The sequence below is a fragment of the Kocuria rhizophila genome, from assembly GCF_003667225.1.
GTDB classification, from domain to species: Bacteria; Actinomycetota; Actinomycetes; order Actinomycetales; family Micrococcaceae; genus Kocuria; species Kocuria rhizophila.
In genome coordinates this window covers 1-18,879 of record NZ_RCOM01000006.1, presented here as the reverse complement: position 1 = coordinate 18,879, position 18,879 = coordinate 1, and the positions used below count along the sequence as shown (strand labels likewise).

Here is an 18,879-nt window from a genome sequence, read left to right as displayed (position 1 = left end):
TATGACCGGGGCCACACTGGTCGGGCACCCGCCCGGAATTACGGGGACGACGACGCCGCTCGCGCCCGCTCCGCCTTATCCCGCCCCGTCCTGCGTATCGGCTCAGCCCAGCTCCCCCTGCGCCACCCGCCGCAGGGTGGCGGTGAGCATCTCCAGCCCCGCGAGCATGTCCTCATCCGACGTGAACTCGTACTCGTTGTGCGTGATGCCCTTGTGGGAGGGCACGAACAGCATCACGGTGGGCAGCACGTCCTTCACGTTCGTGGAGTCGTGCCCGGCGAGCGTCATGATCCGGGTGTGCGGCAGGTCCAACTCCGTCACGACCTCCTGGGCAAGGCCCAGGCCCTCCGGGGCGTACTCCAGCACGTCCCACGCGTGGCGGTTCACAGTCTGGATCTCCACGTTCGCGGCGCGGGCCGCCTCCGCCACCTCCCGGGCGAAGTGCTCGTCCGCGGCGCTCAGGCGTGCGGCGTCCGGGCTGCGCAGGTCGATCACCAGGCGCGCCTCACGGGCAACGGCCACCGGGGAGTTGGGCTCGATCAGCAGTTCCCCGCAGGACGTGATGACATCGTGCTCCAGCGCCACCTTCCGCGCCGAGGAGATCAGCAGCGACGCCCCGAGCAGCGCGTCCCTGCGGTCCTCGATGAGCGTGGACCCGGTGTGCGCTTGCTCCCCCAGCACCAGCAGCTCGTACTTGCGCACGCCCCACGTGGCCTCCACCAGCCCAATGGTGAAGCCGTCCTCCTCCATGGACTTGCCCTGCTGGATGTGCAGCTCCACGTACGCGGTGGCCTCCGGGATACTGCCCTCGCCGCGCTGCCCGAGGGCGTCCAGCGCCTCGCGCACGCTCACACCGGCGGTGTCCCGGACCTCGAGCGCCTCCTCCAGGTCCCGCTTGCCGGTGTACACGGAGCTGCCCATCATGGACGGCTTGAAGCGGCAGCCCTCCTCGTTGAACCAGTTCACCACGCACAGGTTCCGGCTCAGCTCCACCTCCCCCGCCGACGCCGCCCGGAACAGTTCCGCGCACGCGTGCGCCCCGGCGAGCACGCCGTACGCGCCGTCGAACCGGCCGGCCCGCGGCTGCGAGTCCAGGTGCGAGCCCACCAGCACGTAGGGCGCGCCGGGCGTGTGCTCGAACAGGCCGAACTGGTTGCCGATCGCGTCGTAGTGCACCGTGGCACCCCGCGCGGTGAGCCAGCCCGCGAACCACTGCCGGTTCAGCCCGTCCGCCTCCGTGGCGGCCTGGCGCTCCACACCGCCGGAGTCCAGCCCGCCGTTGCGGGACATCTGTGCGAATGCGTCCAGGAAGTCGGAGCCGTGCTGCTGGGTCATGAGGGAGCCTCCCGTGGCGCGTCGGAGCGGAGCGGGACCCCGCCGGTGATCGTGAGGCCATGCTACGTGCCGGGTGTGACGCGCATCTCGTGCGGAGCGCGTCCCCGATCAGCCGACGCGGCGGGGACGGGCAGCGGGGCGACCCTCCCTGGGATCGGCCGACGGAGCGGACACGCCAACCTGCGCGCCGCTCCGGCCCTCTCGTCTCCCGTGCCCGGAGCGATCGCCGGACGACGACGCCGCCCTACCCCTCCCGCGGGCGCCGCACCGCTTTCTCCACGCCGCTGGCGACGAGCAGCGCGCACGTGAGCCAGATGGCACCACCCGGACCGAACGGGGCGGCCACCGCACCGGCGGCCACAGGTAGGACCACCTGCCCCAGCCGGTTGCCCATGAGCCGCACCGCGAGCGCCGAGCCGCGCCACGTCCCTGGAACGGCGGTGGAGATCAGGGTCATGGTCAGGGGCTGACCCAGTCCCAGGAAGAAACCACCCACGGCCAGGAACAGGGCGGCCCACCAGAAGCTGTCCAGTAACAGCGGGGGAACGATCAGCGCCAGCCCGGAGGCCAGCAGGCTCGCAATCAGCAGCGCGCGGCGCGAGAACCTCCCGGACAGCAGCGGCAGCAGCAGGCGGGACGCGATCGACGCCAGCCCGCGAGCGCCCAGGAGCACACCCACCACGGAGGGGGCCACCCCGGCCTCCTCACCCACCAGGGGCAGGAACGCGGTGAGGATGTCGATCATGGCCAGCAGGGACAGGGACGCCACCATGTTGGACATGACCCCCGGGGTCCGGAGGATGCGCAGCACGTCGGGGCGCTCGTCCGCCCGGGGCTCGTGCTTCGCGGCGCTCGGGGCGTCGTCCCCTGCGGTGCCGGACGTCGTCGCAGAGGGGTCCGGGGCCGAGGTGCCGTGGGGTGCGGGGGCCGCTGCGGCGTCGTCGTCGGAGGGCGCCCCTGCACCGGGACGGCGCGAGGCGGGGCCCAGGCGGAAGGCCAGCAGCGGCGCGGCGAGCACCGTGACGAGCACGCCGATCCACAGGCTCTCGTTCACGGCGGCGAGGCGCTCGGGGGAGGTGACGTCCGAGCCGTGGCCCACGATCCACCCGCCGAGCGCGGGGCCGATCATCTGGCCCGCGGAGAACGCGGCGGTGAACCAGCCGAAGCCCTTGTCCAGGTCCCGGTCCGCGGCGTAGCGGGCTATCGCGGTCTGCCCGCCGATCGTGAAGCACAGGTGCCCCATGCCCAGCACCGCGCTGGCGGCGAACACGAACCACACGGAGTTAGCGAGCGCGAGCCCCACCCCGGCCAGCGCCAGGAACCCCACGCCCGCGAGGATCAGCAGGCGCAGCTGCGGGATCCGGTCGGACATCCGCCCCAGCCACAGGGCGGTGACCAGGGGCAGGAGGGCGTAGGCGGCGGTGGTGAGGCCGACGACCACGGGGTCCGCGCCGAGCCCCAGCAGCTTGTACGAGGTAATGGGACGGAACAGGTTCAGCCCGGACTGGGTGAGCACCGCTGCGGCCACGAGGACCCACAGCCACGTGCTGGACCGGGGTGCGCGGATAATCTGGGCCATGCGCTCCAGAGTAGGCACTCCGGGCCCGGCAGGATCAGACGCCGGACAGCGGATGACGTTCCACGGTGGTGTGCAGCGCCCCTCCTGACCGCCCCTCCCCCAGTTCCGAGGCCACCAGACGGATCTCGTTCACGGTCCACTCCGGGCCCTCGTAGACGGACAGGGCGTGCACCACGTGGGCCAGTTCCGGGCCGCTGTGCGCGCGGACGCGGGAGCCGCGGCGTCGTTCTTTCGCCTGGCGTGCGCGCTCCGTGCGTGAGGTGCGGGCCACGGTGAGGTGCGCGCGCTGGCGGGCGCGCTCGTCGGGGTCCAGGGAGCACGCGTGCATCAGCTCCGTGAGCTCGGCGGTCTGTCCGGCCACGCCCACCCACAGAGTGGTCCCGGAGAAGGAGCCCGCCCCGTGCAGGCTGACGCGCAGCGGCGGGAACGAGCGGGCAACCTCCCGCAGGTGCTCCGAGAGGTCCGGCACGGCTCCCTCCGGCTGGTCCCCGTAGAACGCGAGGGTCAGGTGCCACTGCTCGGGATCGCCCCAGCGCAGGGCGGTACCCGTCAGGGCGCGCATCTCTGCCAGCGCGTTCACCAGGTGCTCACGGGCGGCGCGGGGAGGGTGGGCGGCGGCGAAGAGCCTCATGGGAACCACTGTAGGCCGGGCACCGGCGGCCCGGGCAGTGCGGAAGGAGCCCTGTCCAGGCCGCGCGGTGCTGGCTAGTGTGAACCCACTGCGCGTGCCCGCCCGAGACACTCGGCCCGACCCGGGCCGGAGCCCGCCGGAGACAGGCGGAGCACCGACCAGCTACGAAGGAGACCGACATGTCATCCGCGATGAAGTTCTCACTCTCCCTGACCCTGGTGGGGCTCGTCGGGTTCCTGGCGAGCTACGGATGGCTGATGCTCGACGCCCAGAACCCGGAGGGCGGGGCGAACATCGGTGCCGGCATGGCCTGTTTCCTCACGGCGGGGCTCACCGTGGCCGGCCTGCTGTGCGTCCTGGCCACGTACCTGTCCCGCTTCACCGTGGGCGAGGGTGAGTGACGCCCGATCATGCGCCGTGTCACCGCCGCGGCAGCTCCACCAGCTCCACCGCCGTGAGCGCGCCCGCGTCCGCCGTGACCCGCATGTAGCTGCAGTACGGCTGACGGCGCCGGTCCGTGGGGGATCCGGGGTTCAGCAGGCGCATCCCGGAGGGCGCCTCGGTGTCCCACGGGATGTGGCTGTGGCCGAACACGAGCACGTCCGTGTCCGGGAACGCCGCGTCCATGCGCTTCTCCCGGCCCTGCTTGGCCCCGGTCTCGTGGGTCATGGCCCAGCGCAGGCCCTCGAGTTCCCACAGGGCGGTCTCCGGCATCTCGGCGCGCAGCTCGGGGCCGTCGTTGTTGCCCCACACGCAGATCAGCCGGCGGGAGCGTTCGCGCAGCGCCTCGAACGTGGCCAGGTCCACCCAGTCACCGGCGTGCACGACGACGTCCGCGGCCTCCACCTCCTCCCACACCTGGGCCGGCAGGTCCTTGGCGCGCTTGGGCAGGTGGGTGTCCGCGAGCAGCAGCAGTGAAGTGGCCATGCCGCCATTGTCCCGGACGCACCGCCACCCGCACCCCGAACATGACGGATCCCCGCCGGAATGCTCCGGCGGGGATCCTCGGGTCAGCGGTGGTGCGGCGCGCTCAGCACTCAATGACGTTCACGGCCAGGCCGCCGCGGGAGGTCTCCTTGTACTTGATCTTCATGTCCGCGCCGGTTTCCCGCATGGTCTTGACCACCTGGTCCAGGGAGACCTTGTGGATGCCGTCCCCCTGCATGGACAGCCGCGCGGAGTTGATGGCCTTGACGCTGGCGATCGCGTTGCGCTCGATGCACGGGATCTGCACCAGCCCGCCCACGGGGTCGCACGTGAGCCCCAGGTTGTGCTCGATGCCCATCTCCGCGGCGCACTCCACCTGGCGGGCGCTGCCGCCCAGCACGGCGCACAGTCCGGCCGCCGCCATGGAGCACGCGGAGCCCACCTCACCCTGGCAGCCCACCTCGGCACCGGAGATCGAGGCGTTCTCCTTGATCACGATGCCGATGGCCGCCGCGGTGAGCAGGAAGTCCACGATCTTGTCGTCGCACGCGTCCTCCATGAACCGCGTGTAGAAGTGCAGCACCGCGGGGATGATCCCGGCCGCACCGTTCGTGGGGGCGGTGACGATGCGCCCGCCGGACGCGTTCTCCTCGTTCACCGCGAGCGCGTACAGGTTCACCCAGTCCATGCCGTACAGGGGGTCGTTGCCGGGCTCCTTGGCCAGCAGCCGCTTGCGCATCTCCGGCGCACGACGCCGCACCTTCAGTCCCCCGGGCAGGGTCTTCTCCTCGCGGGTGCAGCCGTTCTCCACGCACTCCTGCATCACGGACCAGATGTGCAGCAGCTGCTCGCGGGTCTCCTCCGCGGGGCGCCACGAGAGCTCGTTGGCGGCCATCACCTGGGCGATGGACAGGTTTTCGGCCTCGCAGATGGCCAGCAGCTCGTCACCGGTGCTGAACGGATACTTGACGGGGGTGGTGTCCTCCACGATCTTGTCCGCGCTGCTCTTGGAGTCGTCCACCACGAACCCGCCGCCCACGGAGTAGTAGATGCTCTCGCGGATGACCTCGCCGGCGGCGTCGTACGCCGTGAAGCTCATGCCGTTGGGGTGGGTGGGCAGGGACTTGCGGCGGTGCATGATGACGTCCTGCGCGCGGTCGAACGCGATGGCGTGCGTGCCGTCCAGGCGCAGCTCGCCCTGCTCACCCGCGAGCGCGACCTTCTCGTCCGCGAGGTCGGTGTCCACGGTCTCCGGGTCCTCACCCATGAGGCCCAGGATCACGGCCTTGTCCGAGCCGTGGCCCCAGCCGGTGGCCCCCAGGGAGCCGAAGAGCTGGGAGTGGACGCGCGTCACGGAGTCCAGCAGGGCGTCGTCGGCCAGACCCGCCACGAAGAGCCGGGCGGCCCGCATGGGTCCCACGGTGTGGGAGGACGAGGGTCCGATTCCCACCGAGAACAAATCCAGAACACTGAGTGCCACGTCCACATCTCCCCACTGTCGGACTCCGCCGAGGGCGCGGATGGGCCACTGGGAGTCGTGTGATCGTGCGCCCCGGGAGGGTCCGCACGGAACGGATCCACGGTACGTGGGTCCCCTGGGGCGGGCAACCTCCCCGGGGGTGGACCGGGGCAGACGCCCATCACTCGCGAACGGTGCTGCTGGCCCCTTGTCGGAACCTCGGAGAGCATGCGAGCCGGGTGGCCGGACATGGTGTGGGGCACGTCACCCGGGTCGTAGAGTGGCCGTGGATCAGTACCAATGGAGGAGCCACCACCATGTTCGGAGAGTTCGACGCCCACGCCATCGGCTCCACTGTGCTGCAGGGAGAGAAGGTGCGCTTCCGGGAACTGCAGGACCGCGACCTCCCGGACCTCGTGCGGTGGTGGCGCAATCCGGAAATGGCGCTGTTCCAGAACCTCACCGTGACACCGCAGCCGGAGAACGCGGTGGTGGAGATGTACCGCGGCTGGTCCACCAACACCAAGCCCGGCAACGTGGGATTCAGCGTGGTGGACCGGGAGACGGACGTGCTCGTCGGCCACGTGACGCTGTACGGGGCGTCGTTGCCCACACGAGCCGCCACGCTGGCCGTGCTCATCGGCGCGGACCACGTGGACCGGGGGTACGGGACGGATGCCGTGCGCCTGCTCACGGACTTCGGGTTCATGGAATTGGGCCTGCACCGGATCGAGCTGCGGGTCTTTGACTACAACGAGCGGGCACGAGCCGTCTACCGCAAGCTCGGATACACCGAGGAGGGAACCCGTCGGGCGGTCGCGTTCCACCACGGCGAGTTCCACGACGAAGTGATCATGGCCGTCCTGGCGGGTCAGTGGTTCACCTGCCCTACCGGAGCACACGGACCGTCCGCCTGCGGATGACGCCCGGAGAGCACCGGGTCTGAATTTGTTCTCCCGGTGCTGGGTGGCCGATCGGCCAGGGAAAGAGTGGCCAATCGACCATTGCTCCGATGATAACGATCGCATTACGGTGTAGGAGCCCCCGTTGACCCGCCTCTGACCTGCGGTGATGGTTGAATCCGCGTCGGCAGGTGCCCAGGTGGTGGCTGCCGGGCCGGCGTTCGTGGACGCGGGAACCGGCGTCTCCTTGTCATTCGTGAAATCCTCGGATTTCCCCGTGATCAGAATGAAGGTTCCCCTCATGAGCAAGAAGAACGCCTTTTTCGCAACAGCAGCCGCGGCGGCCGTCGTCCTGGGCACGGTGTCCCCCTCCGTGGCCGCCCCGGCGCAGGCCCCGGCGCCGTCGAAGAACACCGTGAACCAGCAGGCCAAGGTCCTGGACGTCTCCGGCGGCGACTACGTGGTCATGCTGGAACTGCCCGCCTCGGCGTCCAGCGCCCCCAGGAGCGCGGCCGCCAAGTCCGCCGTGGCCAGCACCACCCAGAAGCAGGCGGACAAGTGGCAGGCCAAGGGTGTGAAGGTCAAGCACCAGTTCAAGAGCATCGGCGGCTTCACCGCTGACCTGACCCCCGCCCAGGTGAAGGCCCTGGACGCAGACCCGGGTGTCGCGGTGGTGGAGAAGAACAAGACCGTCAAGGCCACCGCCACGCAGAACCGAGCCACGTGGGGTCTGGACCGGGCCGACCAGCAGGACCTGCCGCTTAACGGCTCCTACACCTACAACGCCACGGGTGCGGGTGTCACCGCCTACATCATCGACACCGGCGTGCGCGCCACCCACTCGCAGTTCGGTGGGCGCGTGGCCCCCGGCGTCACCGCGATCGAGGACGACTGGGGCAGCAACGACTGCGCCGGCCACGGAACGCACGTGGCGGGCACGGTGGCCGGCTCCACCTACGGTGTAGCCAAGTCCGCGAACATCATGCCCGTGCGTGTCCTGGGCTGCGACGGGACGGGCTCCACCGCGGGCATCGTGGCCGGCATGGACTGGGTCTCCTCCAATGCCAACGGGCCGTCCGTGGCCAACATGAGCCTGGGCGGCGGGATTTCCTCCGCCATGGACAGCGCGATCAGCCGGATGACCCGCGCCGGTGTGATTCCCCTGGTGGCCGCGGGCAACGACTACGACAACGCCTGCAACTACTCCCCGGCCCGCGCGTCCGCCGCCATCACGGTGGGCTCCACGGACCGCTGGGACCAGCTCTCCGAGTTCTCGAACTGGGGCTCGTGCGTGGACATCCTTGCCCCGGGCACGGACATCACCTCGTCCTGGCCCTCGAGCGACAACGCCACCAACACGATCTCCGGCACGTCCATGGCCACCCCGCACGTGGCGGGCGCGGCAGCCCTGTACCTGCAGCAGCACCCCAACGCCTCGGTGACCGAGGTGGAGCGCGCTTTGAAGAACTCGGCCACCCGCAACACCATCGACTACGTCAACGGTTCCCCCAACCTGATGCTGAACACCACGGCACTCACCGGGGCTCGCTGACCCTCACTGCCAGTTGTCGTTGAGCACACGAAAGCGGCCCACCCCCTGGGGTGGGCCGCTCACTCGTCTTTGCGGGCGCCCACGGGTTGGCCGACGGCGCCCGCCCGGCACTCGAGTGCACGTCGCCGGGACCACCCCGGCCGGTGCCTGGTCACAGGGGTTCGGCGGTGACAGCCCAGTTGTCGGTGAAGGTGATGGACCCGTCCGCGTTCTGCCGGCCCTTGCAGGTGATCAGCACCAGCCGACGCGGCCCCGAGGTGTCGGTCAGCGCCACCCTGTCGGCGAGTTCCGACTGCGGGATCTCCGTCCTGTCCGTGACACGCCACGAGGTCAGCTTCCCGGACCGGTCCGTGAGGTAGACCTCCATCCCCGCAGAAGTGTTGTACAGGTTGGACATGGGCGCCCAGGAGCCGTCGGACCAGTTCACGTGCCCGGCTACCACAGTGGTGCCTGCGGCCGCGGTGATTTTCGCGCTCTCACGCAGCCACCCGGCCTGGAAGGAGACCGGCAGGTCCATCGACCGCCCGCCGGAACCGTCCGTCACGATCCCCCGGTCCACCACGGGAATCACCAGGTTGGCCTGCGGGACCATCAACTGACCGGGGCCCATGCTCCGCCAGTCGTGCCCGTCCGGTCCCAGCCCACCGCCCGGAGAGATCGAAGAGGTGTCCACCCCGGCCATGCCGTTCACGGGCCGGCCCAGCGCGTCAGCGCGGTAGTCGGGACCGAGAGTCCCGGAGACCTGCACATCACCCGGTGGCACGCGCGGGCCGGTCGGCGTCGCACTCAGCTGCGACGGACCCATCTGGTTGTTCCCGGCCCACGGCCACCGCAGGGCACCCGAACCGGTCCCGAGCAGCGCCATCACCACGGCCGAGACCACGAGTACGGCAGCCGCGCCCACCAGCAGACGGAACACCGCTGTTCGGGTTCGTGACATCTCAGCCACCACGCGCTCCTTCCAACCCACGGGGTGGGGCCGTGACCCGGGGCACCCCCGGGGTCACAGCCCCATCCTCTCGCCAGGGCGGCTCAGCGACCGCGACTACGACGACGCAGCATTGCCGCGCTCACACCGGCCGCCCCACCCAGGACCACCAGAGCAGCAACCACCCACCAGGTGCGCGAGTCCGAGACCACACGGTCGAAGCCGGTCTTCACATCCACCCCACCGGCACCACTCGAGGGGGTGGACCCTGGACCACCCGGCCCCGCAGCTCCATCAACAGGCCCAGCACCCGGGGTCCCGGGCACCACCGGGGAATCCGGTGCGGGATCTGTGGGTGACGGGTCCCCCGGCGCCGGAGAAGTCGGCTCCGAGGACGGCTTGCCCGTAGGAGACGGCTCCGGGCTGGGCTCATCCGTCACCGAGGGTGAGGGCACCGGCTCACTCGGCTCCACAGTCGGTTCCGGAGACGTGGGCTCCGGCGACGGTTCCTCCGTGGGAGAGGGCCCAGGCGTCGTCGGCTCCGGGGACGGCTCCTCCGTCACCGACGGAGACGGCACCGGAGACGTGGGCTCCGGGGACGGTTCCTCTGTAGGAGACGGCACCGGGCTCGTCGGCTTTGGGGACGGTTCCTCCGTGGGAGAGGGCCCAGGCGTCGTCGGCTCCGGGGACGGTTCCTCCGTGGGAGACGGCCCAGGCGTCGTCGGCTCCGGGGACGGTTCCTCCGTGGGAGACGGCCCAGGCGTCGTCGGCTCCGGGGACGGTTCCTCCGTCACCGACGGGGACGGCACCGGCACCACTGCCCGCAACGACACCGCGGTGCGGGCCGTGGCACCGGCCTGCACCGCCGACAGATTCACCGGGTTCTCCGAGAAGTCCCCGTCCCACTCGAACCCCGCCGGCGCCTCGGGGCGCTGGAACGTCACCACGCAATCATCGTTGCGCCACACGGTCTCATCCAAGGACACCCGCCCGGTGGTGCTGCCCGCAGCCACCCGCACCTCGGCATCAGTGGTTCCGGAGGACTTGCACACCATCTGAGCGGGGAACACCAGATCCTGGTCCAAAGACGCACCCGCCGGGAGGTTCACCGTGACCTCACCGAAAGTGGGCACCAGGGTGTTGGCCACCCCGAAGTTCACCACCGAGGTGTTGGACCCCGGAACGGTGTCCCCGGACGCCGCAACCGTGGTGGTGATCGGATACGACCTGCCCTCCACCACACCGGCCGAACCATTGACCCGGATCCGCACACTGTCCCCGGTCCCGAGAACCGGGATCACACCGGTGACCGCACGGGTGGCGGGGTCGAAAAAGAACTCCGGGCAGGTCACGTTCTGGGTCGAGGTCTTGGTGACCACCTCACAGGTGATGGTGTCCCCCGCGGCAGGATCGAAGACGTACCCATTAGCAGGAAGCACCATGGAGAACTTCGTATCCCGGGCCACACCGCCCTCATTCGACACCGTAGCTGTGACGGGGAATGCACTGCCTGCCTGCGGAGTCAGTGTGGGTACCGCGGTTTCCGCCGCAACATCGTTGCAGCCAACACGCTGCTCTGTGTCGTCCGCCCAGTATCCCGACCCCGCTCTGAGCGTGTAGCTGGTGGTGTAGCTGCCGGGCTCACCTGACGGGCACACACCGTCCAGCTGGACCGGGGCGGAGGCGATGAGGACGAGACTTTCCCCTGGTCCCAGAGCAAAGGTGTAACCCCCGCCCAGAGCACTTTGGAACGTCGAGCAGTCCCCCGAGCTCTCCCCAGGAACGCACGTCACGTCCCTGGGGAGAAAGTAGGAGAAGCCCTGGGGCCTGGAACCCGGCGACACGCCCAGGACAGCCTCTGTCACAGCTGTATTCGAGTTGTTCGTGATGACCACCCTGTCCACGGTGTCCTGCCCTGAATAGACCACCTCCGGGGACGTTCTATCCGCAGTGATATCCAGAACTCCCTCACCGCAGTCCGGGAGGTCGGCAATGACGTAGTCAACCAGGGTGCTCTCTCCGGTCAGGGGTTGCTCACCCACTCGGATGTTGTTTGCATTGACCGAGTTGACGCCCGTACCGCCAGCTCTGCAGGTGGCGCCCAGTCGCATCGGGATCGAGAGCACCAGCCGTGACCCAGCCGGCAGCTGCACGTCTTCAACGGCAAAACCATCCGCCGTGACGGCCGTTCCGGTGACGCCAGGCGGGCACGGTGCCGACGATTCCGCAGCGCAGGAGACGCCACCGGTGGCGGTGAACCTAACGTAACCCGAGTGGATGAGGGTGTCGACGAGTGAGCCCACGGACGCGGGGGTGTCATTGGGATTCTCAACTGCGATGGTGAAGGTCCGTTCCTCACCGGAAGGGGCGCTCGGCTGGTCCACCGTCTTGGAGAGGATCAGCGGACGGGGGCAGAGCGAGCCACCCCCGGTCACGAAGAACTCGGCACTCGAGTAGCTGTTCCCCTGCACCTCGTACGGCGCACCGGTTGAGGTGGCCTGCTGACGGGGGTAGAACTGCGAGGTCACAGTGCCCGCCCTGGATGATCGGTTCAGATCGCACGACCGCTCGACGGTGAGTGTGGTGGAGAAGACGATCTTCTGCCCGGGAGCCAGGTCTACTTTTGCACCGTCGAAGGGCATGCGGGCACGGTTGTCCCCCGTTATCGAAACCTTTCCCAGGCTGTCAGCAGGGCAGGGAATCTCGGAGGATGTCGCACATTCGGTGGTTCCCTCGAAGGAGTAGCTCGCGCCGTCGGCCGGCCCCGATGTGCCTTCGAACAGGCCGCGGAGATCGAAGTTCTCGACAGCCACGGGCCCCACGTTCTCGAACGTGGTGGTCACCGTGACCGTTCCCCCGCTGGCCACGGTGGTGGGAGAGACCGTGGTGGTGGTGTTGACCTGCGCCTGGGCCAGCGCGGTGTTCTGCGTGGAGGTGTTGGAGGAGGGATCCAACTCCGTCACACCGGTGGGAGCGGTGATCGTGGCAGTGGCCGTGGCGGAGGACCCTGCCCCGAACGTTCCCCTGACCGTGATCACGGCGCCACCGTTGCCGGGGAACTTCGTCAGGGTTCCTAATGCCCTGCCATTGGCCACGGTGAAGGTTCCACACACTGCTCCCGCCGTGGGGGACCCGCAGGTGACCGTCACACCGGTTGCACCAGCGGGGGCGGTGAAGTCCACCCGGGACCCATCAGCAGCCGAGGGCCCCAGGTTGGAGACCGCGATGGTGTAGGTGAAATCCACATTCGGGGAGGACTGTGCCGGTCCGGTCAGGTTGACCTGCAGATCGGCCTGCTCCGCGGCCTGTGCGGCCGGAGCGATCCCGAGAACAGATGCTATGGCCAGCAGCAGCACAAGGAAGAGGTGGGAGGTGGTGCTGAGGGTTCTACCCATGATGGATCCGCCCGATCGCCCCTGCAGGGGTGTGGTGCCGACGTAGACATGTGCAGAGTAACCTGCTAGGCATTCGTCATTCTGACGGGAGGTGTATAAGCACTTACATGACACTGTCCACTCTTAGGGGGACACGTGCCCCGAAGTTCACGCCCGGGCTCAGCAAGGCTCGCCACAGCAACCTCACCCCGCCGCGCGGTGCGCCTCCTCCAGCGCGTCCGCGGCGCGGATGAGTCCCAGGTGGCTGAAAGCCTGGGGGAAGTTGCCCGCGAGACGCCCCCGTGCGACGTCGTACTCCTCCGAGAGCAGACCGAGGTCCGAGGCGAAGCCCACCGTGGTGCGCATGAGCTGCGCGGCGTCCTGGACCCGTCCGGAGCGGGCGTACTGCTCCACGAGCCAGAAGGTGCAGATCACGAACGGTGCCTCCTCGCCGGAGAGCCCGTCCGCAGACTGCCCGCCCGGGGAGGTGCGGTACCGGCGCAGCTGCCCGTGCTCCACCTGCAGATCGCGCTCGATCCGCTCCACGGTGCGCAGCATCGCCGGGTGGTCCGGGGCGATGAAGCCCGTCTGGGGCAGCTGCAGCAGGGAGGCGTCCACCTCGGTGCCGCCGTAGGTCTGGGTGAAGATGCCCAGCTCCTGGTTGTAGCCCTTCTCCCAGATCTCGGTGTGCAGCCTGTCCCGCAGCCGGGTCCAGCGCTCCACGTCCCCCGCGAGGCCGTGCTCACGCACCGCCCGCAGGCCCTCGTTGAACGCGGTCCACATCATCACGCGCCCGTGGGTGAAGAACTGCGGCTCCCCGCGCATCTCCCAGATCCCGTTGTCCGGGGTGTCCATGTGGAGCTCGCAGAAGGACATGAGGTTGCACTGCAGGCCCCACGAGTAGTCGTTCTCCTTCTGACCCGCGTCCCGCAGAGTGGCCAGGGCCATCATGACCTCACCGGCCACGTCCGCCTGGTACTGGTCCTCCGCGCCGTTGCCGATCCGCACCGGACGCGAGCCCTCGTAGCCGCTGAGGTGCTCCAGCTGGGACTCGGTGATGTTGCGGCGCCCGTCCACGCCGTAGAGGATCTTCAGCTGGTCCGGGTTCCCGGCGACCGCGCGCAGCAGCCAGTCCCGCCACAGCAGTGCGCCGTACTCGTGGCCGCGCTTCACGAGCGCACCGATGGTCAGCGCGGCGTCCCGCAGCCACGTGTAGCGGTAGTCCCAGTTGCGCTCGCCCCCGAAGTCCTCCGGCAGACCGGCCGTGGGCGCCGCCACGATTCCCCCGGTCTCGGAGTGGGTCAGGGCGCGCAGCACCAGCAGGGAGCGCTTGATGATCTCGTGGTACTCGCCGTCGCAGTCCACCGCGGAGGCCCAGTCCGTCCAGAACGTGTGCGTGGCCCGCTGCGCCCGCTCGGGGTCAGCGGGCACCAGCAGCTCGCGGTAGGACTCGCTCCACGTGAGCACCCAGTCCAGCTGCTCACCGGCCTGCATGCGGAACGTGCCGCGGTGGCCCCGGCGCAGGCCCTCCAGCACGCGGATGTCCGCGCCCGGGCCGTGGGCGGCGTCGTGCTCCACCGCCACGTCCTTGCCGTCCCGGCCAAGCTGGTAGGGCTCCAGCTGCGGGCCCGTGAGCAGCAGCGCGTCCGGGCCGGCGACGGCGAGCAGCCCCTTCCCGTCCGTCTCCCCGGACCGCGCCTCGTGCGCGGCGCGACGCACACGCTCCCGGAAGTGGCGGTACCAGTGCGTGGCGCGGGACTCCCCCGCCGCGCCCTCGGCGGGCATGTTCCCCGCTGCGGCTCCGGTCTCTCGGGTACCGGTCTCCGGGTCCTGCGCGGACGACGCCGCTCCCCGCGTCCCGTCCGCCGCGTGCGGGGCGTGGGTGGTGCCCACCGGGTGCGGCTCGGAGGGCGAGTCCTGCATGTGCGCGCAGTCGTCCCCGTTGGAGTGGCTGCCCAGGTCCACGCGGCGCACCCACGGGGTGATGCGCCCGTAGTCGAAGCGGATCCGCAGGTCGTGCTCCACCTCCACGGTGCCCTCCAGGCATTTCACACGGCGCACGAGGTCTGCGTGGTCGTCACTGGGCGGCAGGAAGTCCGTGACGAGCACCCGGCCCGTGGGGGTCCGCCACTCGGTCTCCAGGATGAACGTCTCCGGGACGTACCGGCGGGAGACCACCTCCCCATCCACCGCACTGAGCTTCCAGCGCCCGTTGTCCTCGTCCCCCAGCAGCGCGCAGAACACAGCGGGAGAGTCGAAGCGCGGGAAGCACAGCCAGTCGATGCTGCCCTCCCGCGAGACCAGGGGGCCGGTGTGCAGATCGGCCAGCAGGGCGTAGTCCTCCAAGGGGGTGCTCATGGGGGTCATTGAAGCACCGGTGCCTGGGGGCGGGTGCACCGTCACGCGCTCATGGAGCTAGCTGCGCAGCGCCTTGAGAAGGTCGACGAGCTCATCAGTAGTCTTGTACTCGAACCCGTCGATGAAAACCTCATCACCGGTCTGGCCGTTTTTGAACGTGACATCACACCGCCGAACGTCCTGCGGCCTCCCCTCCCCACGTGCCCACTGCCGGAGCAGGTCTAAAACCTGCAAGGCAGCGCCGAAAACATCACCCGCGCTCACGCTCTGGATCGTGAAGTAGGCGACTGTGACGGCATCGGCGATCTCGCCAGGACCGACCGCGTAGCCGACACCGGAAGTAATTCTCTCGAAGCCAAGGTCTTCGACGGCTTCGCGGGTCTCCCGCGTTGCCGCACTTTCCGTTCCAAACAGGAAGTACTCGCCCGTGATTTCCATGGGAGTCCGATCTGTCAAAGGCCCCGAGCTAACGGGGCACGTTGAACCAGCTAGAGGTTTCCAATGGTAAATTAGCGCCGCCATGATTTGAACTTTCGGATCCAGCTGAACCGGAAAATCTGGGCTCAAGGAGCGCGACCCCCCTCACCCCCTACCCTGATCCCATGGACAACATCAAGACCCTTGTGATTCTCGGCGCCTCCGGCGACCTCACCGCGCGCCTCCTGCTCCCGGGGCTGGGCTCGTTGCTGGCCATGCAGCCCGAGCGGGAGATCACGGTCATCGGCTCCGCCAGGGACGACTTCCCGGGTCCGCTCGGCCCGGACGACGACGTGCGCGCGGAGACCTGGGAGGAGACGGTCGCCAAGGCATTCTCGTCCGTGGACGCCACCGGCCCCGCCGTGGACCACGCCCGGGAGAACACGCGGTGGGTCTCGTGCGACGTGACCGAGGCGGCGGACCTCGAGACGCTGCTGGGCGGCGTCGTCGGCCCCGTGTGCCTGTACTTCGCGCTGGCCCCGGCCATCACCAAGGAGGCGTGCGCGGCCCTGGCCGAGCTGGACTCGCTACCCGAGGACCTGTACCTGGCTCTGGAGAAGCCCGTGGGCACGGACCTGGACTCCGCGCGGGCGCTGAACGCCCAGGTGGCGCAGCTGGTGGACGAGGAGCACACGTTCCGCGTGGACCACTTCCTGGGCATGCCCGGCGTCCTGGACATCGTGGGGCTGCGCTTCGCCAACCGGCTGTTCGAGCCCATCTGGGACCGGCGGCACATCGAGTCCATCGAGATCGTCTTCGACGAGACCCTGGCGCTGGAGGGCCGCGGCGAGTTCTACGACTCCACCGGTGCCGCACGGGACATGCTGCAGTCCCACCTGCTGCAGGTCATGGCGCTGACCATGATGGACCCGCCCTCCCGCTTCGACCCCGTGGAGGTGCCCGCCAACACCGCGCACATCCTGCGGGCCACCCGGCTGTGGGACGAGGAGTCCGCGATGCACGCCGCCGAGCACCCGGGGATCACCCCGGTGGTGCGCGGCCGGTACACCGCCGGAACGGTGGGCGGCCACGAGGTGCCGGACTACGCGCGGGAGAAGGACGTGGACCCGGAGCGGGAGACCGAGACCTTCGTGCAGGTGACCCTGGAGGTGGACACCTGGCGCTGGAACGGGGTGCCCGTGACGCTGCGCTCCGGCAAGGCCCTCGGCAACCCCGCCCAGCACATCCGCGTGACCTTCCGCCGCCCGCCGCACGAGTACCGGGGCTGGCCGCACCCCATCGCCCCCAATGCCCTGACCGTGGGTTTTGAGGAGGAGCACGTGCAGCTGGAGGCGAACGTGGGCAGCCCCTTCGACTCCCGCGGGATGAACCGCCTCACGCTGTCCAGCGGCGTGCCGGAGCCCGGGCTCACCGCGTACGGCTCCGTGATGCGCTGGATCCTGGACGGGGACCCCACCTTCACCGTGCGCGCGGACGCCACAGAGGAGGGCTGGCGGATCATCGACCTCATCCAGCACGCCTACGACACGTGCGCGCCCCTGCAGGAGTACCCGGCGGGATCCGCCGGTCCGCAGACCGCCTGAGCCCACGCTCCGCCGCCACCCTTCCGGGGGTGGCGCGCATGCGAGCACTGGACGACCAATTTTTCGTGACTTATTCATAAACATGTCCCCCTGTCGGTAGGTCGTGCCCCCGGCGGCCCCCGGAGTCTGTTATCCAGGAATTGCCCAGGATCACGTGCTGGGCACCGGCTGCAGACACCAGGGAGAGATGACCATGCCTTCATCGGCGCACGATCCGGCGGGCGAGGCCCGGGAACCGGACCCCAATACCACCGGGGGTGTTCCCGCCGCTGAAGGCACGGGACACCACCGGGACGAGACCACCTCCGCCGCGAGCGACACGGAGCAGACGCGGGCGATGCCGCCCGTCCAGGGCGCCGACCGCACGGGCGAGGCCCACCAGACCAACGGTGCCGCCGCGAACGGCACCGCGGGAGCGCCGTCGCACGCTCCCGCCGCGAGCGCCGGGGCACCCGCCGCCGGCACCGCCACCACCGCAACCGCCGGTCAGCCCGGCGCCCCCGCCTACACACCCCCCGCCGCACTGGCGAGCATGACCTCCCGACACTGGTGGGTTCCCCTGGTGGCGGGTCTCGGCGGCTACGTGGGCACGGTCGTCGGAGCTGCCATCGCCCTGGTGCTGAGCATGCTGGGTGCGGCCATCTCCGGAGACTCCAACGGCAGTTTCGCGGACCAGCTCAACGACCAGGTGGACGACCTCAGTGGTGTGGACCCCGGAGCGTCCAGCTGGAAATGGATCTTCTTTGCCCCCTTCCAGCTCGCGGCCATGGCTGCCCTGACCCCCCTGCGGCTGATCATGTCCTCGGAGGACGATCGCCTGTCCGGGGGCATCGCTGTCCCGCAGTACTTCGCGCTGGCGTGCGGCGTTGCCGCCGCATGGTTCCTGGCCCGCAAGCTTTCCGCGTCCCTGCGCGTGGAGAACCGTGTGGTGCAATGGCTCATGGCCGCACTGGGCGGCATCAGCTGGGGCCTCGTGGCCCTGATCGTCACCGCGCTCACCTCGCTGCAGACCAACACCTCCATCTACTACACGGATGTGCGTGTGCGCATCACGGCCGTGGGCGGCCTGCTGTTCCCCGTGCTGTTCGTGGTGGGGCTGCTGACGATTGCGTCCGCGCTCAACGCCCGCTCCACCCAGACCTCCCCCGGCCGCGTGGTGATCGGCGCCGAGCGCACCGCTCCCGGCCTGCTGCAGGTACTTCGTCCCATGGCGGTGCAGTTCGCGGTGTTCGGCAGCCTGGCTGGCCTGGGCCTGCTGATCTACGCATTCGTCAAGGGCGGCGCCGTTCTCGGCTTCTCCGCCCTGCTGTGGCTGCCGCTCGCCGTGGGCTGGTTGTTCGTCATGGGCCTGCTCTCCGCGCTCTTCGCGGGCGGACAGGCGGCCTCCTTCGCAGACTTCACGGGGGGTTCCGGCACGGCCTACCTCTGGACCGACGCCGTGGTGCCCGTGTGGGCCGTGGTGCTGATCATCGCCCTGGCCGTGCTGTCCGTCGTCTGCGCGGCTCTCACCTGGGCCCATGTGCGCCCCGTGGACCAGCGCGTGGCCCGCAACCCTTTCTCCTGGGCCGTGCTGCCCCTGGCCTACTTCCTGCTGGGCCTTCTGCTCATGTGGCTGCTCCGGGTGTCCGGGTCCTTCATCGGTGAGGGCTCCGACACGGCTTCCGCGGGCTTCAGCGTGCGCCCGGCCGGCTGGACCTGCCTGGTCTTCCTCCTGTGGGGCGTGGTCATCGAGCTGCTCGCGCGCTTCGTGGCCCCCGCCTTCATGCCTGTCCCTTATACACATCTGACGCTGCCGACGACGGAGGGAGTGGGG

Annotated in this window: 13 protein-coding genes and 1 pseudogene; 5 read left to right on the top strand and 9 right to left on the bottom strand. The window is 69.5% G+C overall.

What is annotated here, in order from left to right:
* Positions 1 to 102: 102 nt before the first annotated feature.
* The 3 genes from D9R02_RS02110 to thpR all read right to left on the bottom strand — a co-directional run bounded on the left by D9R02_RS02110 (position 103) and on the right by thpR (position 3,545).
* Complete coding sequence (locus D9R02_RS02110; protein WP_121566235.1) at positions 103 to 1,335, bottom strand: M20 family metallo-hydrolase; 1,233 nt, start codon at positions 1,333 to 1,335, stop codon at positions 103 to 105.
* A 244-nt stretch (positions 1,336 to 1,579) separates the two neighbouring features.
* Positions 1,580 to 2,914 (bottom strand): MFS transporter, encoded by a 1,335-nt coding sequence (locus D9R02_RS02105; RefSeq protein WP_121566234.1) that lies wholly within the window; start codon positions 2,912 to 2,914, stop codon positions 1,580 to 1,582.
* A gap of 34 nt (positions 2,915 to 2,948) precedes the next feature.
* Positions 2,949 to 3,545: an RNA 2',3'-cyclic phosphodiesterase gene (gene thpR / locus D9R02_RS02100; RefSeq protein ID WP_121566233.1), complete on the bottom strand. Its 597-nt coding sequence runs from the start codon at positions 3,543 to 3,545 to the stop codon at positions 2,949 to 2,951.
* Positions 3,546 to 3,724: 179 nt separating this feature from the next.
* Between thpR and D9R02_RS02095 the strand changes: the two genes are divergently transcribed.
* Entirely contained in the window at positions 3,725 to 3,946 is a 222-nt protein-coding gene (locus tag D9R02_RS02095; RefSeq protein ID WP_121566232.1) for a hypothetical protein, read from the top strand.
* 19 nt (positions 3,947 to 3,965) lie between these two features.
* On the opposite strand, the gene D9R02_RS02090 is transcribed toward D9R02_RS02095, so the two are convergent.
* The gene (locus D9R02_RS02090; protein ID WP_121566231.1) at positions 3,966 to 4,472 is read right to left on the bottom strand and encodes a metallophosphoesterase family protein; all 507 of its coding nucleotides are present in this window, start codon (positions 4,470 to 4,472) and stop codon (positions 3,966 to 3,968) included.
* 103 nt (positions 4,473 to 4,575) lie between these two features.
* Positions 4,576 to 5,952, bottom strand: a complete 1,377-nt coding sequence (locus D9R02_RS02085; RefSeq protein ID WP_029603355.1) for an L-serine ammonia-lyase — start codon at positions 5,950 to 5,952, stop codon at positions 4,576 to 4,578.
* Between the two features lie 296 nt (positions 5,953 to 6,248).
* Between D9R02_RS02085 and D9R02_RS02080 the strand changes: the two genes are divergently transcribed.
* Together D9R02_RS02080 and D9R02_RS02075 are read left to right on the top strand one after the other, a co-directional pair.
* Positions 6,249 to 6,854, top strand: a complete 606-nt coding sequence (locus tag D9R02_RS02080) for a GNAT family N-acetyltransferase (RefSeq protein ID WP_121566230.1) — start codon at positions 6,249 to 6,251, stop codon at positions 6,852 to 6,854.
* Positions 6,855 to 7,134: 280 nt separating this feature from the next.
* The gene (locus D9R02_RS02075; RefSeq protein WP_121566261.1) at positions 7,135 to 8,385 is read left to right on the top strand and encodes a S8 family peptidase; all 1,251 of its coding nucleotides are present in this window, start codon (positions 7,135 to 7,137) and stop codon (positions 8,383 to 8,385) included.
* Between the two features lie 151 nt (positions 8,386 to 8,536).
* Here the strand turns inward: D9R02_RS02075 and D9R02_RS02070 are convergent, their stop codons facing one another.
* The 4 genes from D9R02_RS02070 to D9R02_RS02055 all read right to left on the bottom strand — a co-directional run bounded on the left by D9R02_RS02070 (position 8,537) and on the right by D9R02_RS02055 (position 15,483).
* Positions 8,537 to 9,325: a class F sortase gene (locus D9R02_RS02070; RefSeq protein WP_235005099.1), complete on the bottom strand. Its 789-nt coding sequence runs from the start codon at positions 9,323 to 9,325 to the stop codon at positions 8,537 to 8,539.
* 92 nt (positions 9,326 to 9,417) lie between these two features.
* A complete protein-coding gene (locus D9R02_RS02065) occupies positions 9,418 to 12,708 on the bottom strand; it encodes a DUF11 domain-containing protein (protein ID WP_121566229.1) in 3,291 nt (1,096 codons plus the stop codon).
* A 183-nt stretch (positions 12,709 to 12,891) separates the two neighbouring features.
* Positions 12,892 to 15,045 carry a glycoside hydrolase family 15 protein gene (locus tag D9R02_RS02060; protein WP_219620212.1) on the bottom strand — a complete coding sequence of 718 codons (2,154 nt, stop codon included), beginning with the start codon at positions 15,043 to 15,045 and terminating at the stop codon, positions 12,892 to 12,894.
* A 57-nt stretch (positions 15,046 to 15,102) separates the two neighbouring features.
* A complete protein-coding gene (locus D9R02_RS02055) occupies positions 15,103 to 15,483 on the bottom strand; it encodes a hypothetical protein (RefSeq protein ID WP_070637228.1) in 381 nt (126 codons plus the stop codon).
* Positions 15,484 to 15,647: 164 nt separating this feature from the next.
* Here D9R02_RS02055 and D9R02_RS02050 point away from each other — a divergent pair, with 164 nt between their 5' ends.
* Together D9R02_RS02050 and D9R02_RS12450 are read left to right on the top strand one after the other, a co-directional pair.
* Complete coding sequence (locus D9R02_RS02050; protein WP_121566228.1) at positions 15,648 to 17,066, top strand: glucose-6-phosphate dehydrogenase; 1,419 nt, start codon at positions 15,648 to 15,650, stop codon at positions 17,064 to 17,066.
* Positions 17,067 to 17,259: 193 nt separating this feature from the next.
* Positions 17,260 to 18,879 (top strand): annotated as a pseudogene (locus D9R02_RS12450) (hypothetical protein); the annotation flags it as partial.